General features: G+C 65.3%; 10 protein-coding genes. 5 read left to right on the top strand and 5 right to left on the bottom strand.

Translation table 11 applies throughout. The features are described from left to right. Positions 1-7: 7 nt before the first annotated feature. A complete protein-coding gene (locus tag BMZ70_RS14050; protein WP_229205404.1) occupies positions 8-793 on the bottom strand; it encodes a substrate-binding periplasmic protein in 786 nt (261 codons plus the stop codon). Between the two features lie 141 nt (positions 794-934). Beyond that, positions 935-2620: a hypothetical protein gene (locus BMZ70_RS14045; RefSeq protein ID WP_130300770.1), complete on the bottom strand. Its 1686-nt coding sequence runs from the start codon at positions 2618-2620 to the stop codon at positions 935-937. A 257-nt stretch (positions 2621-2877) separates the two neighbouring features. On the opposite strand from BMZ70_RS14045, the gene BMZ70_RS14040 reads away from it, so the two are divergent. The 5 genes from BMZ70_RS14040 to BMZ70_RS14020 all read left to right on the top strand — a co-directional run bounded on the left by BMZ70_RS14040 (position 2878) and on the right by BMZ70_RS14020 (position 10047). Next, the gene (locus tag BMZ70_RS14040; protein ID WP_092275233.1) at positions 2878-3231 is read left to right on the top strand and encodes a hypothetical protein; all 354 of its coding nucleotides are present in this window, start codon (positions 2878-2880) and stop codon (positions 3229-3231) included. An 86-nt stretch (positions 3232-3317) separates the two neighbouring features. Next, the gene (locus BMZ70_RS14035) at positions 3318-5738 is read left to right on the top strand and encodes a catalase (RefSeq protein ID WP_092275230.1); all 2421 of its coding nucleotides are present in this window, start codon (positions 3318-3320) and stop codon (positions 5736-5738) included. Positions 5739-5822: 84 nt separating this feature from the next. Next, positions 5823-7445, top strand: a complete 1623-nt coding sequence (locus BMZ70_RS14030; protein ID WP_092275227.1) for an MFS transporter — start codon at positions 5823-5825, stop codon at positions 7443-7445. A 5-nt stretch (positions 7446-7450) separates the two neighbouring features. After that, complete coding sequence (locus BMZ70_RS14025; protein WP_092277839.1) at positions 7451-8647, top strand: HlyD family secretion protein; 1197 nt, start codon at positions 7451-7453, stop codon at positions 8645-8647. Continuing rightward, a complete protein-coding gene (locus BMZ70_RS14020; protein WP_092275224.1) occupies positions 8644-10047 on the top strand; it encodes an efflux transporter outer membrane subunit in 1404 nt (467 codons plus the stop codon). The genes BMZ70_RS14025 and BMZ70_RS14020 overlap by 4 nt, the downstream gene beginning before the upstream one ends. On the opposite strand, the gene BMZ70_RS14015 is transcribed toward BMZ70_RS14020, so the two are convergent. From BMZ70_RS14015 to BMZ70_RS14005, 3 genes are read right to left on the bottom strand one after another with little or no spacing between them, the layout of a single operon-like run. Further along, positions 10037-10498 carry an AraC family transcriptional regulator gene (locus tag BMZ70_RS14015; RefSeq protein WP_092275221.1) on the bottom strand — a complete coding sequence of 154 codons (462 nt, stop codon included), beginning with the start codon at positions 10496-10498 and terminating at the stop codon, positions 10037-10039. The two genes, BMZ70_RS14020 and BMZ70_RS14015, sit on opposite strands and share 11 nt — an antisense overlap. Further along, positions 10470-13595: an efflux RND transporter permease subunit gene (locus BMZ70_RS14010; RefSeq protein ID WP_092275218.1), complete on the bottom strand. Its 3126-nt coding sequence runs from the start codon at positions 13593-13595 to the stop codon at positions 10470-10472. The genes BMZ70_RS14015 and BMZ70_RS14010 overlap by 29 nt, the downstream gene beginning before the upstream one ends. 9 nt (positions 13596-13604) lie before the next feature. Continuing rightward, positions 13605-14738, bottom strand: coding sequence for an efflux RND transporter periplasmic adaptor subunit (locus BMZ70_RS14005; protein ID WP_092275215.1), 1134 nt, complete (start codon positions 14736-14738; stop codon positions 13605-13607). Positions 14739-14753: the final 15 nt, after the last annotated feature.

Here is a 14753-nt window from a genome sequence, read left to right as displayed (position 1 = left end):
TCAAAATTTAATTCGGTGTGTGCTGGTGCAGCCGGGTGAGCGCGGCGTTGATACGGTCGATGATGCCGTCGTCCTTGCTGCGGGCAATGGCGAAAAAGACACCATCGTCGATGGACAATGGCTTGGGCAGCACGCTGTAGCTGGCGTTGGCGGCGGCGCCGATGGCGCGCAGGCGCGGCGCCATGAAGGTGTTCACCTCGGTCTCGACCTCGCGCGCGGTTTGCTGGCTGGGCTGAAACAGCAGCACGGCGTCGACGCGCTTGAGCATCAGGCGGGTGAGGCGGGTGCCGCGCGAGGCGATATCTTCATCGGTGCGAAACAGCTTGTTGGCGCGCGCCTGCTCCACTTCCGCGCCGTAGTTATAGCCGCGCACCACGCCGATGGATTTGCCACGCAAGTCCTCGATGCCGTTGAAGCGGAAGGTGGCGTCGCTGCGGGTGACGATCCACAGCTTGTTGTAGGCGGCGACGTCGGAATAACGCAGGGCGTGCAGGCGGTCGGCGTTTTTCGGCAGGCCGAAGATCAGGCCTGCGCCGTCCACCGCATAGCGTTCGGCGCGTGCCCACGGGTACATGCGCAACTCGAACACCACGCCCAGTTCACGCTCCACCGCGTCCAGCAGCTTGCGCTTGAAAGGGCTGAGAGGTTTGGGCTTGCCTTGTTCATCCAGCGTGTCGCCGATGATCAGGGGGATGGTTGGCGGGCCGGCGACGGCACGCGGCGCGAGGGTGCAGCTGAGCAAGGCGGCCAGCAGAAGAACCGTGATCAGGTGGCGCAATGGTGGCATGGTCATGGGCATGCCTCCGATTATTGCAGAAAAAAGCCGCCATGCCGGAAAAGCAATGCGCGGCGCGGCTGGCGGCCGGCACCGAACTGTGCTGGCCCGGGCGGCGCCGCAGCGGCGCTAGCCGTGCAAATTGTCAGCCGGCAGCGCTTAAGGTGTGGTGCCGATGGTACGGGTTGCCGCTGGGCCGTTCACGGCGCCGACCGCCGGGATGGCGCTACTGGCAGCTTGGGCGGCGCGGGTGTTGGTGCCGGCGAGGTCGTTGATGTTGTAGGCGGCAATCGCGGCGGCCAGCGCCGGGTTGGCGCGCAGGGGATCGGTCGGTGCATTGGCGGCGTTGCGCGCGGCGGCGGCCTGGGCGGCGCTGACTTGTTCGGCCGTCGCGGCCTGTTGTGCAGCGGCTGCTTGCTGGGCGGCGTTGGCTGCGGCCGCTGCCTGTTGCGCCGCGTTGGCCGCAGCTGCGTTGGCGGCGGCCAGACTGGATGCGGTCTCGCGTGCGGCAGCGGCTTGCTGGGCCGCGACGGTGGCCGCCGTGGTGGCGGCATCGGCGTTGCCGGCGTTGTTCTGTGCGGCGCGAGCCTGTGCGGCAGCGGCGTTGGCAGCGGCGTTCTGGGCCGCCATCGCATCGGCGGCGTTTTGTGCCGCTTGCGCCTGCACCGCTGCGGCCTGCGCGGCCGCGTTGGCGATCGCCACTTGCACGGCAGCGTTTTGTGCCGCCTCGGCTTGTTGGGCAGCGGTGGCGTTGGCTGGAATGACCACGCTTTGCGCAGCATTCTGCGCGGCGACGGCCTGCTGCTGCGCCACCTGGGCGGCGACATTGGCCGAGTTCACGCTGCTGGTGGCTTGTTGACGCACGGCTTGGGCCTGGGCAGTGGCGCGCGCCCGCTCGGCCGCCGACTGCGCGGTGTTGGCCTGCTGCGTCTCGGCGCTGGCGTCCTGCTGTTCCGCGCCGGCTTGTTGCACCTGTTGCGTCTGGGCCGCCAACTGCGTGGCGTCGGTCCGCTGCGCTTGCAGCGTGGCCTGCAGTTGCTGCGCGCTTTGCGTCTGCTGGAAATTGCCGCGCTGGATTTGCTGGTTCAGCGCCGCCTGATTCTGTTGCGCCACTTGCTGGTTGCCCTGCTGCGCCAGCTGCTGATTCACGATCGGCGACGGTATCGGCTGTTGCTGTGCATTGCCGGCCTGTTCCAGCTGCGCGCGTTGCGCCGCCAGCCGGTCCGCAGCGGTCGGTGGCAGTGGATTCTGCGCCAGATTATCCAGCGCCGCCCGGGCCAGATCGAGCCGCGCGTTGGCGACCACGTCCTCCTGCGTCAAGGCCTGCTGCTGCTCCGGATTCAGCCCCGGAATCTGCGAACTGCCGGCGGAACTCAACTGCTCCGCAAAATCCGTCGCAATCTGCCGGAACGTATTCAAGGTATTCTGCAACGTCGAGGTGGTCTGCTCATTGTTTGCATTGACCGCCGCCCGCAGCACTTCCGGCTCCAGCGACAGCCCGCCCGTCAGGTCCGACAACAGCGGCGGCTGCAAAGTCACGCCCAGCTGCGCCAGATTCTGCGCCTGCGAATTGCCGCCATCATTCTGATTCAGGCTGCCAACCAGATTGTTGAGCAGGGACGCCTGCTGCGCTGCTCCCTGATCAAAATCCACCGACGGCAGCAGATTAAACGCATCCACCACATCTTGGACAGCAGCATTCACTGTCGCGGCCCGCTGCGCTCCCGTCTCCTGCGTGCTGGACAGCTGTTCCCGTGCATTGTCCACTGACAGCAAGAAACTCGCGACAGGAGACAGGTCAACCGCCACCGACGGCGCCGGCGGCGCATCGGAGACCGTGTCCACTGCATTGATGCCAGCATTACTAACCGCAGAGGTTGCTGCAGGCGGTGTCAAGGATGAGATGGGAAACATGCAGTTCTCCAGAAGTAAGCTAAAAGCAGGCTACCGATAGCATGCGCCGCAAGGACAGCCGCGTCCGTGTGCCATTTCACATAGCAAGGCGCATTTTCGTCACTGTTAGCTCCCGCACGGTCAAGCACGTCCGGTCGGCCTATCGTCACATCTCCTGCCATGTACACACACAACGAGAGGATCCCATCATGGATAACACTACCGAGACCAAAATCAACAACACCCGCGACGGTGTCACCCAGATCGGCAAAGACCTGCGTGCCGACGCTCACGCCACCATCGATAAAGTGGCTGATCAGGTGCCGCCGACCGCCGAGCGCCTGCGCGCACAAGCCCACACCGGTGTCGATAAAGTCGCCGACGGCGTGGAAAGCACCTCCGAGCGCCTGGCCGCGCGTGGCAAGCAGTTGGCCGAAAGCTGCCGTACCCTGACCGAATCGAGCCGCGAGCACGTGCGCGCCAGCCCGGTGATCTCGGTGCTGGTGGCGGCTGCCGCCGGTTATGGCATTTCCAAACTGCTGGGTTCGCGCAGCAGCAAATAAGTCTCTTGCCCGGCCGTTAGCGCTGCCGGGCGAACGGTAGCGCCTCACGCCGGGCGCCGTTCGCCAATAGCGTTTAAAGGATATTCATGGCAACCAAGAAAAAAACACCGGCCTCCGTCATGGGGGCCGGTTCCGTATTAAGCAGCGTTTCGGGACCATCGTCGGCCGCACCGCCGGACAGTCTGGGCGGCGCCAGCCCGCAAGAACAAGTGTTGCTCGACAAAGTGGCCGGCGGCCAACAAGCGGCGGCCGGCATGGCGTTCAACGCCAACAAGGAAGGCGAGCATGGCGATGCCGCGCGCACGCCGCAGCCGGGCGCCACCTGTCCGGTGCCGCATCCCGCTGCCACCGCGAGTACCGCCAGCGAAAACAACGCCTCGCACAAGGTCGGCAACGGCGCGCCGCCAGTGGGCGTTTGCCCGGCCGGCCATCTGGACCGGGTGCGTGCCGATGGCAGCGAGCAGCGCCTGACCACCAATCAGGGCGTGCCGGTCGCGGACAATCAGAACTCGCTGAAGGTTGGCCTGCGCGGCCCGACCGCGATGGAAGATTTCATCCTGCGTGAGAAGCTCACGCATTTCGATCATGAGCGCATACCGGAACGCGTGGTGCATGCGCGCGGTTCGGCGGCGCACGGCTACTTTGAAAGCTATCAGGACCTGAGCGCCATCACGCGCGCCGCGCCGTTTGCCGCCGCCGGCAAACGCACGCCGGTGTTCGTGCGCTTCTCCACCGTCGCCGGCGAGCGCGGTTCGGCCGACACCGTGCGCGATGTGCGCGGCTTCGCCGTCAAGTTCTACACCGATGAAGGCAACTGGGATTTGGTCGGCAATAATATGCCGGTGTTCTTCATCCAGGACGCGATGAAATTCCCGGACCTGGTGCACGCAGTGAAGCCGGAGCCGCACCACGCCATGCCGCAGGCATCGAGCGCGCACGACACCTTCTGGGACTTCGTCTCGCTGATGCCTGAGTCGACTCACATGCTGATGTGGCAGATGTCCGACCGCGCCATCCCGCGCAGCTACCGCAGTATGCAGGGCTTTGGCGTACATACCTTCCGGCTGGTGAACGCGCAAGGCGAATCGGTGTTCTGCAAATTCCACTGGAATCCTGTGGCCGGTACGCACTCGCTGGTGTGGGACGAAGCGGCGCGCATCGTCGGCGCCGATCCGGACTTCCATCGGCGCGATTTGTGGGAAGCCATCGAGGCGGGCGCGTATCCGGAATGGGAACTGGGCGTCCAGATCTTCACCGAGGAAGAAGCGGCAGCCTTCCCGTTCGACGTGCTCGATCCAACCAAGATCGTGCCGGAAGAACTGGTCCCGGTGCGCGCGGTCGGCAAGATGACGCTGAACCGCAATCCGGATAACTTCTTTGCCGAGACCGAGCAGGTGGCGTTCTGCACCGCGCATATCGTGCCCGGCATCGACTTCACCAACGACCCGCTGCTGCAGGGGCGCATCCACTCCTATCTGGACACGCAGATCAGCCGCCTGGGCGGGCCTAACTTCCACGAGATCCCGGTCAACGCGCCGCTGGCGCCGGTGCACAACAACCAGCGCGACGGCATGCATCGCCAGGCTGTGCATCGCGGACGCGTGGCATACGAACCGAATTCGCTGGGCGGCGGCTGTCCGTTCCAGGCCGGCATGGCGGGCTTCTCCACGGCCTTCAGCCGCGTACAGCAAGCGCCGGAAGACAAGGTGCGCGGCAAGCCCGAGCTGTTCGCCGAACACTATGCGCAGGCGCGCCTGTTCTGGATCAGCCAGACGCCGGCCGAGCAGGCGCACATCGTCAACGCCTTCCGCTTTGAATTGAGCCGGGTGCAGACTCCGGCCGTGCGCCTGCGGTTGCTGTCGATGCTGGCCAATGTCGATCCGATCCTGGTGGAAGGCGTGGCGCAGGGACTGGGACTGGAAGTGCCGCAAGCGATGCCGCTGGCGACCGACGCGCCGTCGCCGCATTATCAGCCATCGCCGGCGCTGTCGCTGCTGGCGCGTCCGGGCGCGGTCGGTGTGAAGGCGCGCAAGGTGGCCATCCTGGCCGCGCATGGCGTCGATGCGCTTAGCCTGCAGACGGTCTACGCCGACCTGCTGGCCGCCGGCGCCGCGCCGCGCGTGGTGGCGCCGCAGCTGGGGCAACTGGTGGCGGCCGACGGCAGCCGGGTGGATGTCGAGATCCCGATCGACGCCGGCCCGTCGGTGCTGTACGACGCGGTGATTATTGCCGATGGCGCCTCCAGCGCAGCGATGTTGAGCGGCGACGCCGATGCGCGTGAATTCGTGCGCCTGCAATACCGCCACTGCAAACCGATCCTGGCGCTGGGAGCCGGCAGCGATCTGCTGACGGCAGCCGGCGTGCCGGCGGCGCTGCAGGATGGCTCACCCGATCCAGCCTTGTGGCACGCCGCCACCGGTGCGCTGGATGGCGCGCTGGCCGAATTCAAGCAGGCCTTGGCCAGCCATCGCGACTTCCGCCGCGAAACCGACGCCGCCCCGCTGTAACTCCACCCTATACCATCGAAAGATTCAATAATGGGGAGCATAGTGATATGCTCCCCATACCGCCTATTCTTCTCACCATGACGCATGGACGTTTACGCCCCCCAAGTATGGCAGCCGCACGAGCGACCTACCTTGCCGGGATCGCCGTCCACGCCGCATCACGTATTTGAAAAGCGCGTCGCCTTCCTGCTGGTCGGCTTCATCGTGGCGATTACCGGCGGTCTTGGGAACGCGCTGGTGTCGGTCAATTTGCCTTATCTGCAAGGCTCGCTGGGCGTGTACTCGGCCGAGATCCAGTGGCTGCCGGCCGCCTACGTGATGGCCAATGTCTCCATGAACCTGTTGCTGGTCAAATTCCGCCAGCAGTACGGCCTGCGCCTGTTCACCGAATTGTTCCTGGTGCTGTACGCGGTGGCCACCGTGGCCCACTTGTTCGTGCATGGACTGGGATCGGCCATCGCGGTGCGCGCGGCGCACGGCATGAGCGGCGCGGCGCTCACCACCTTGGGACTGTATTACAGCTTGCAAGCCTTCCCGGCCGAGCACCGGCTCAAGGGCGTGGTGCTGGGCATCGGCTTTTCGCAGCTGGCGACGCCGATGGCGCGCCTGTTCTCGTCGGAGCTGATGGAGATCGCCGAATGGCGCGGCCTGTATTTCTTCGAGCTGGGACTGGCGCTGCTGTCGCTGGCCTGCGTGCTGTTCCTCAAGCTGCCGCCGGGGGACCGCATCAAGGCGTTCGAGAAAATGGATTTCGTCACCTTCGGCCTGTTCGCGCCCGGGGTGGCGCTGCTGTCGGCGGTGCTGGCGCTGGGCCGCACGGTATGGTGGCTGGAGTCGCGCTGGCTGGGCTATGCGCTGATCGGCGCCATCGTGCTGATTACAGCGGCGCTGGCGGTGGAACATAACCGCGCGCGCCCGCTGCTGAATACGCGCTGGCTGACCAATGCGAATATTGCGCGGCTGGCGTTGTCGGTGCTGCTGATCCGCGTGGTGCAATCTGAGGCCAGCGGCACGGTGGGCTTCCTGCAGGCGCTGGGCCTCAACAACGACCAGATGCTGGAACTGTGGTGGATCGTGATGTTTGGCGCGATTGCGGGCATGGTGGTCAGCGCGCTCACCATCACGCCGGCGCGCATTCCGGTGCAGATGATCTTTTCGCTGGCGGTGATGGCCTTGGGCGCCTACATGGATTCCGATGCGACCAATCTCACGCGGCCATCGGACTTGTACGTCTCACAGTTCCTGCTCGGCTTTGGCGGCGCGATGTTTGTCGGGCCGACCTTTGTCTCAGGCTTTGGCGCGGTGATCGCGGCGCCGAATAATCTGGTGAGCTTCTCGGTCATGTTCAGCATCACGCAAACCCTGGGCAGCTTGCTCGGCACCGCGTTGACCGGCACCTTCCAGGTGTGGCGCGAGAAGTACCATTCCAGCATCCTGGTCGACCATCTCACGCTGCTGGACCCGCAGGTGGCGGCGCGCGTTCAATCCGGCGGTGTAGCCTCGCTGGGAGCCGTGGCCACGCGGGAAGCCAACATCCTCGCCTACAACGACGTGTTCCTCGCGATTACCGTGCTGGCGCTGCTGACGATGGCGTGGCTGCTGGGGCGTCATCTGTGGACGGTGTGTGTGGTGTGCCAGCCGAAGCCTGCGCACAATGCGCAGACCGGCATGGCGAATGTCTCTCTCAATAATTCTGGATCCCGTTGAATAACATGGATAAAAATACGCCGGACAATGCATCTTCTTCTGAAACCCGCGTAGCGGCGGTGGCTGCGGCAGCAGCGGCGGCAGCGGTTGCGGCAGCGGCGCCCACCGCACCGGCACCGGACCGGCGTGCGCAGATTATTTCGACTATTGTGTTTTCGCTGGTGGCGCTGGTCGGCGTGCTGATTGTGCTGTACGCGTGGCGGCTGCCGCCGTTCAGCAGCGCCATCGTCTCGACCGAGAATGCGCTGGTGCGCGGGCAGGTGACTTTGATCGGCACCCAGTTGCCCGGCTATGTGGTGGATGTGAAGGTGCAGGATTTCCAGTACGTGAAGCAGGGCGATTTGCTGGCGCAGATCGACGACCGCACTTACCAGCAGCGCTATGCGCAGGCGGTGGCGCAACTGGCGGCACAAAAGGCGGCGCTGGACAACTGGGCACAGTCGCATCGCACGGCGGAGGCGGGCGTGTTGCTGAATCAGGCCACGCTGGCGAATGCGGAAGCGCAGGCGGCCAAGTCGGTGGCGGATTTGAAACGGGTCGATTCGCTGGCGGCGGATGGTTCGCTGTCTTTGCGCGAGCAGGATTCTTCCAAGGCGGCGAAGGCGCAGACAGCAGCTGCGGTGGCGCAGGCGCGCGCCAGCCTGGAAATCGCGAAGCAGCAGGTGCGCTCGGTGGCGGTGAACAAGCAGTCGCTGGAGGCGGCGGTGGCGGCGGCGGAAGCGGCGCTCAAGGCGGCCAAGGTGGATCTGGATAACACGCGCATCGTGGCGCCTGAAGATGGGCAGCTGGGGCAGGTCACGGTGCGCAAGGGCGCGTATGTGAACACCGGCGCGCAGCTCATGGGATTGGTGCCGAAGCAGCTTTGGGTGATCGCCAATCTCAAAGAGACGCAGATGAATAATGTGCAGGTTGGGCAGCCGGCCACGTTCAAGGTCGATGCGCTCGATGGCGCGCAGCTGACCGGCGTGGTGGAGCGGATTTCTCCGGCCACCGGTTCGGAGTTCAGCGTGCTGCCGGCCGATAATGCGACCGGCAATTACGTGAAGATCGCGCAGCGTATTCCGGTGCGCATCCGCATCGATGCAGGACAGGCGAAGGCGCGCCGCCTGGCGCCGGGCATGTCGGTAATCGTCAGCATCGACACCTCGGTGCAGGTGCGCGACACGAGCCAGTCGCCGGCGGTCGCCGGAGCCAAGCCATGACGCGGCGCCGCGCGACTGGCTGGCGCGTTCGCGGTGCGGGGACGATCGTTGTCGCCCTGCTGGCGGGATGCGCGGCGACGGTGCCGCCTCCGCCCGCATCCAGCGTGCAGAAGCCGGCGGCGTGGCGCAGCGCGGTCGAGGGGCAGGGCAGCGGGCCGGTGGCGCGCGAGTGGTGGCAGGGCTTTGGCGATCCCGCATTGACCTCGCTGGTGTCCAGGGCGCTGGAGAACAACGGCGACCTGCGCATCGCCCGCGCCCGCGTGGCGCAGTATCGCGCACTGGTTGGCGTCACGGCGGCGGGACAGAAAGCCAACGTCATCGTCGACAGCGCGCCAACCCGCACGCGCCAGTTGGCCTACAACGGCGTGCCCTACGTGACCAACGTCTACCAGGCCGAATTCCAGGCCAGCTATGAAGTCGACGTGTGGGGCCGCCTCGCCGCGCTGACCGACGCCGCCACCGCCACCTGGCAATCCGAGCAAGCCAACGCCGACGCGGCCGCGCTGTCCATCGCCGCCACCGTCGCATCGGGCTACCTCAACCTGCGCGGCCTCGATGCGCAGCTGGCGCTGACCGAAGCCACGCTCAAGCTGCGCGAGGAATCCGCACGGCTGGCGAAGAAACAGTTCGACGTCGGCTACAGCTCGCGGCTGGAATGGCTGCAAGCACAGGCCGAATACCAGACCACCGCCGAACAGGTGCCGCAACTGAAGCGCTCCATCTTCGAGCAGGAAAACGCGCTGTCCATCCTCACCGGCGGCAATCCCGGCCCGATCGCGCGCGGCGTTGAACTGGCGCAGCTGGAAGCGCCTTCAGTGCCGGCAGGACTGCCATCCGAACTGCTGCGCCGCCGTCCCGACATCGCGCGCGCCGAATACAACCTGATCGCCATCAACGCCAACCTGCAAGCGACGCGCGACCAACTGCTGCCATCGTTCAAACTGACGGCGGTGGGCGGCGTGCAAAACCTGAAGTGGCACGACTTCGTCAACGCGCCGACCGCGCTGTGGCGCTTGACCGGCGCAGTGGCCGCGCCAGTGTTCGAGGGCGGCCGTGTACAGAGCCAAACCGACGCCGTGGCGGCGCAGCGCGATCAAACCATCTATGCGTATGAAAATGCGGTGCGCACCGCGTTTGCGGAAACCGACAACAGCCTGGGCGCCATCGTGCGCTTGAAAGAGCAAGCCATCCAGAACGACGCGCGCCGCGCCACCGCAGCCGAAACACTGCGCATCGCGCACAACCGCTACAACAACGGCTACGCTTCGTATCTGGAAGAACTGGACGCCCAACGCACGCTGTACAACGCGGACGTCGGGCGCTTGCAATTGAAGACGCGGATACTGGTGGCCTCAGTGGACCTGTACCGCGTCATGGGCGGCGGCTGGACTAAGCCTTGACCGGGATGCAGAGTTCGGATTCGAATACGCCGGTGGCGGGATCCATCGCGTAGTCGGCCGGGTAGCGTTCGAAACAGGCGCCGGCATCGGCTTTGCCTTCGGCGTGCAGCTGGCCGAAGAATTCACCCCACGCCGCCGGCACTTCCGCGCCGGTGCCTTTGAACGCGTACACTGCATAGCGGCCGGCCGGGATCACGGCTTCCCTGGCTGGCGGCTGCACAGCGTAGCCAGCTGCCACTTCGACGCAGGCGTCGTAGCGGCACTCGTTGGCCGGCGTAGTGCTTGGGTCATCCTGCGCCACGCCGTAGGTCACTTTGCCGGTCAGACCGAAGGCTTTCTGCCACGGCGTGAATACCTCTTTCCAGAATTCGCCGATGGCGGCGCCGAACGGGCCTTTGTAGCGCAGGTAGGCTACGCGGACTTCAGGCAGTTCTTTTATTTCGTACTTCATGCAGGTCTCCTTGTTTGGCCGGCGGTTCTTTGCGCAGCTTGCGCATCACGCGCTTCATCCAGTGTTCCAGATCGTCGACGTAGGTGAATACCGCAGGCACCACCAGCAAACTCAAAAGCGTCGAGGTAATCAGGCCGCCGATCACAGTGATGGCCATCGGCGAACGGAAGCTCGGGTCGGCGCCCCAGCCCAGGGCCAGCGGCATCATGCCCGCGCCCATCGCGATGGTGGTCATCAGGATTGGACGGCTACGTTTGTGGCAGGCATCGACCAGCGCTTCGAAACGCCCCATGCCCGCCTGACGCGCAAGAATAGCATAATCAACTAGCAAGATTGAGTTCTTGGTCACGATCCCCATCAGCATGATCAAGCCGATCATCGACGGCATCGACAAGGCGCTGTTGGTGATCAGCAGCGCCACGAAGGCGCCGCCAATCGACAGCGGCAGCGCCGCCAGAATCGTCGCCGGCTGCATGAAGTCCTTGAACAGCAGCACCAGCACGCAGTAGATGCACAACACGCCGATCAGCATGGCGATGCCGAAACTGGCGAACAGCGCGGCCATTTCCTGGGTGTCGCCCAGTTCCGCGATCTTCACCGATGCCGGCAGGTTTTTCAGCGACGGCAGTGCGCGCGCTTCATCGTTCACTTCACCCAGCGCGCGCTTGCCCAGCTCCACTTCCAGCGTGACGTTGCGGCTGCGGTTCAGGCGATTGATTTGCGCCGGGCCGCTTTCCATCGTGATCTCGGCCACGGTGGCCAGCAGTACCGGGCCGTTCTTGCCCGGCACGGTGAGGCGGCCGATGGCATCGAGGTCGGCGCGCACGGCGTCCGGCAGCTTGACGCGGATCGGCACCTGGCGTTCCGGCAGGTTCATTTTGGTCAGGTCGGTGTCGTAGTCGCCGGCGGTGGCCACGCGCACGGTCTGGCCGATGGAGGATGCGGTCACGCCGAGGTCCGCCGCTTTCGCGAAGTCCGGCTTGACGATGATTTCAGGACGCACCAGCGAGGCGGTCGAGCGCACATTGCCCACGCCTTTCAGCGTGCGCAGTTCGCGTTCGGCTTTTTGCGCCGCTTCTTTCAGCGCCACCGGATCTTCGGAGCGCAGCACGAGCTGCATCTTGACGCCGTTGTCCGGCGGGCCGACCTTGAAGCGGGCGCCGGGAATGGCGTCCAGCTTGTGACGGATCTCGGCTTCGATGTCGGCCATCGATTCCTTGCGTTCGGTGCGGTGCACGGTGGTCAGCGTCAGCACGGCGCTGCGCGCTTCGGCTGCGGCGCCCGGTGCGAAGGCGTCGCCGCTGGAACCGCCGCCGATGGAGCTGAACACCGACTTCACTTGTTTCACTTCCATCGCAGCCTGGCGCGCGCGTTCGGCGACAACGCGAGTTTCGGCCAGCGTGGAGCCGGGCGGCAGTTCCAGGTTGATCTGCGTTTGCGCGCGGTCGGCGGCCGGCACGAAGCCGGTCGGCAGCAGGCCGACGAGCATGATCGAGCAAACAAAAAATGCGCCCGCCGCACTCGCGGTCACGAGGCGGTGGCTCAGGCACCACTTCATCACGCGCATGTAGCGCGACATCAGCCAGCCGTCCTGTTCTTCCTTGTGGATCGCAGGCTTGAGCAGGTAGGCCGCCATCATCGGCGTCAGCAGACGCGCAACGACCAGCGACGCCAGCACCGCGATCACGGCGGTCCAGCCGAACTGCTTGAAGAACAGGCCCGGAATGCCGCTCATGAAGGCGGTCGGCAGGAACACGGCGACCAGCGCGAAAGTGGTGGCAATCACCGCCATGCCGATTTCGTCGGCCGCTTCCATTGCCGCTTCCATCGGGGTTTTACCCATGCGCAGGTGGCGCTCGATGTTTTCGATTTCAACGATGGCGTCGTCCACCAGCACACCGACCACCAAGGCCAGCGACAGCAGGGTCACGGTATTGAGCGTGTAGCCGAACAGGTAGATGCCGAGGAAGGCCGGCAGCACCGACAGCGGCAGTGCGGCAGCGGCCACCAGCGTGGCACGCCAGTCGCGCAGGAACCACCACACCACCAGCACGGCAAGGATGGCGCCTTCGTACAGCAGCTCCATCGAGCCTTCGAAGTTTTCTTCGACCGGATGGGCGTTGTCGATGACCTGTTTCAGTACGATTTTCGGATTGGCTTTTTGCAGTTCGGCGACGGCTTCGCGTGCGCCCTTGGCGACTTCGGTTTCGCTGGCGCCTTTGGTGCGGAATACTTCAAAGCCGATCACCGCTTTGCCGTCCTGCAGGGCGATGGCGCGCGGTTCGGATACGGTGTCGGTGACGGTGGCCACCTGGTCGAGACGCACGCGACGGCCGTCCGGCAGCGGCAGGTCGATGGCGGCCAGTTCGGCTGCCGTTTTCACGGTGGCGATGGTGCGCACCGATTGTTCGGCGCCGCTGACGTCACCACGGCCGCCCGGTGCTTCTTTCTGCACCAGCCGCAGTTGGCGCGACACATCCAGCGCGGAGACCCGCAGCGCGGCCATGCGCGCATCGTCCAGCTCCACGCGGATTTCGCGGTACACGCCGCCCACGCGCTTGACTGCGCCCACGCCGCGTACGGACAGCAGGCGCTTGGCGACGGTGTTGTCGACAAACCAGCTGATTTCTTGCGCGTCCATTTTTTCGCCGGGGCCTTCTGCTGCTGCGGCGGTGAAGGTTTGCACCACACGGCCGGCGGTAGAGGCCTTGGTCACGCTCGGGTCGCGCAGCTCGGCCGGCATGTCGGCCTTGACGCGGGCCACGGCGTCGCGCACGTCGTTCACCGCGTCGGAGATGTTCTTCTCGAGGATGAATTCAACGGTGGTGGTGGAAACGCCATCGAGCACTGTGGTGTAGATGTTTTTCACGCCTTGCAGGGTGGCGACCGAGTCTTCGATCTTGCGCGAGACTTCGGTTTCCAGCTGCGCCGGCGCACTGCCGTCCAGCGTCGCGGTGACGGTCACGATGGGCAGTTCGATGTCCGGGAAGTCCTGCACCGGATTGGCTTTGTAGGCCATGAAGCCCGCCAGCGACAGCAGTACAAACAGCATGATCGCCGGTATGGGGTTTTTAATGGATAGCGCGGAGAAGTTCATGGTGCTTCCTTATTTCGCAGCCAGCGTGTCGGTAACGACGCTGACCAGGTCACCGTCGTTGAGGAAGCCGGCACCGCGCACCACCACTTGGGTGTCGGCGTTCAGGCCGCCCAGCACTTCGATGCGGTCGCCGAGGCGGCGGCCCGGCTGCACTTTGATCTGGCTGACGTGTTTGTCGGCGTTGAGGCGGAACACGAAGCTGAAGCCGTCGCGCACCACGATGGCTTGCTGCGGCACGGTCATGGCGGCCGAGTTGCCCAGTTCGAACTGGCCGCTGGCGAACATGCCGGCCTTGAACGGCGCGTCCTTGCTGCCGGCGTTTGGCGGCAGGTCGACGTAGACCAGTGCGGAGCGGGTTTGCGGATCGACGGTCGGCGCGATCATGCGCACCTTGCCGGTGACTTCGCTGCCGTTGGCGGCTTTGACCACGGCGCTGACGCCGGGCTTCAGGTTGCGCAGGTCGGCGGCCACCACTTCGGCGCGCCATTCGAGGCGGCCCTGGCGGATCATGCGGAACAGTTCCGTGCCGGCGTTGGAGACCGCGCCGACGGTGGCGCTGCGGGCGGAGATGATGCCGCTGTCCGGCGCCACCACCTTGGTGTATTTCAGGCGTAGCTGCTGGCTCGCCAGCGCGGCCTTGGCGGAGGCGATGCGGGCGTTGGCGGTTTGCTCGGCGGTGTTGTATTGGCTGATTTGCTGCGCGCTCAGGGCGCCGGAGTTTTGCAGTGTGCGGGCGCGGGCCGCGTTGGCGGCGGCGTCGGCGGCGTTGGCTTCGGCTTCGTGGACTGCGGCTTGGGCCTGGGCCAGGTCGGCGTTGACGGTCTCGCTGGAGAAGACTGCCAGCACGTCGCCGGCTTTGACCACGTCGCCGACGTTGACGCGCACTTCGGTCAGGCGCAGGCCGTTCGATTCGCTACTGACGCTGGCTTCCTGCCATGCGGCCACGTTGCCGTTGGCGGCCAGTTTGATCGGCAGGCTGGCGGCGGAGGGTTTGGTGGTGGTGACGGTGAGGGCGGCTTTCGGCGCGTCCTGTTTTTTCTCGTCGGCCGCTTGCGTGGCCGGGGCGTAGGCGGCGATGCCGGCGGCTGCCAGGGCAAAAGCGGCGGCCAGGAGGTAGGCGACTGGTTTGAGTTTGGTTTTCATAGTTGGCTTTGGCGA

The organism is Duganella sp. CF402 (assembly GCF_900109645.1).
In the GTDB taxonomy this organism is placed as follows: Bacteria; Pseudomonadota; Gammaproteobacteria; order Burkholderiales; family Burkholderiaceae_D; genus Rugamonas.
Note: the sequence above shows the minus strand (reverse complement) of the source record. Positions and strands in the feature narration are given on the sequence as shown.

Coding starts and splice junctions, on each gene's coding strand:
- BMZ70_RS14040 (WP_092275233.1), top strand. CDS start 2,878: ATGGATAACACTACCGAGACCAAAATCAACAACACCCGCGACGGTGTC.
- BMZ70_RS14035 (WP_092275230.1), top strand. CDS start 3,318: ATGGCAACCAAGAAAAAAACACCGGCCTCCGTCATGGGGGCCGGTTCC.
- BMZ70_RS14010 (WP_092275218.1), bottom strand. CDS start 13,595: ATGAACTTCTCCGCGCTATCCATTAAAAACCCCATACCGGCGATCATG.
- BMZ70_RS14025 (WP_092277839.1), top strand. CDS start 7,451: ATGGATAAAAATACGCCGGACAATGCATCTTCTTCTGAAACCCGCGTA.
- BMZ70_RS14020 (WP_092275224.1), top strand. CDS start 8,644: ATGACGCGGCGCCGCGCGACTGGCTGGCGCGTTCGCGGTGCGGGGACG.
- BMZ70_RS14005 (WP_092275215.1), bottom strand. CDS start 14,738: ATGAAAACCAAACTCAAACCAGTCGCCTACCTCCTGGCCGCCGCTTTT.
- BMZ70_RS14015 (WP_092275221.1), bottom strand. CDS start 10,498: ATGAAGTACGAAATAAAAGAACTGCCTGAAGTCCGCGTAGCCTACCTG.
- BMZ70_RS14050 (WP_229205404.1), bottom strand. CDS start 793: ATGACCATGCCACCATTGCGCCACCTGATCACGGTTCTTCTGCTGGCC.
- BMZ70_RS14030 (WP_092275227.1), top strand. CDS start 5,823: ATGGACGTTTACGCCCCCCAAGTATGGCAGCCGCACGAGCGACCTACC.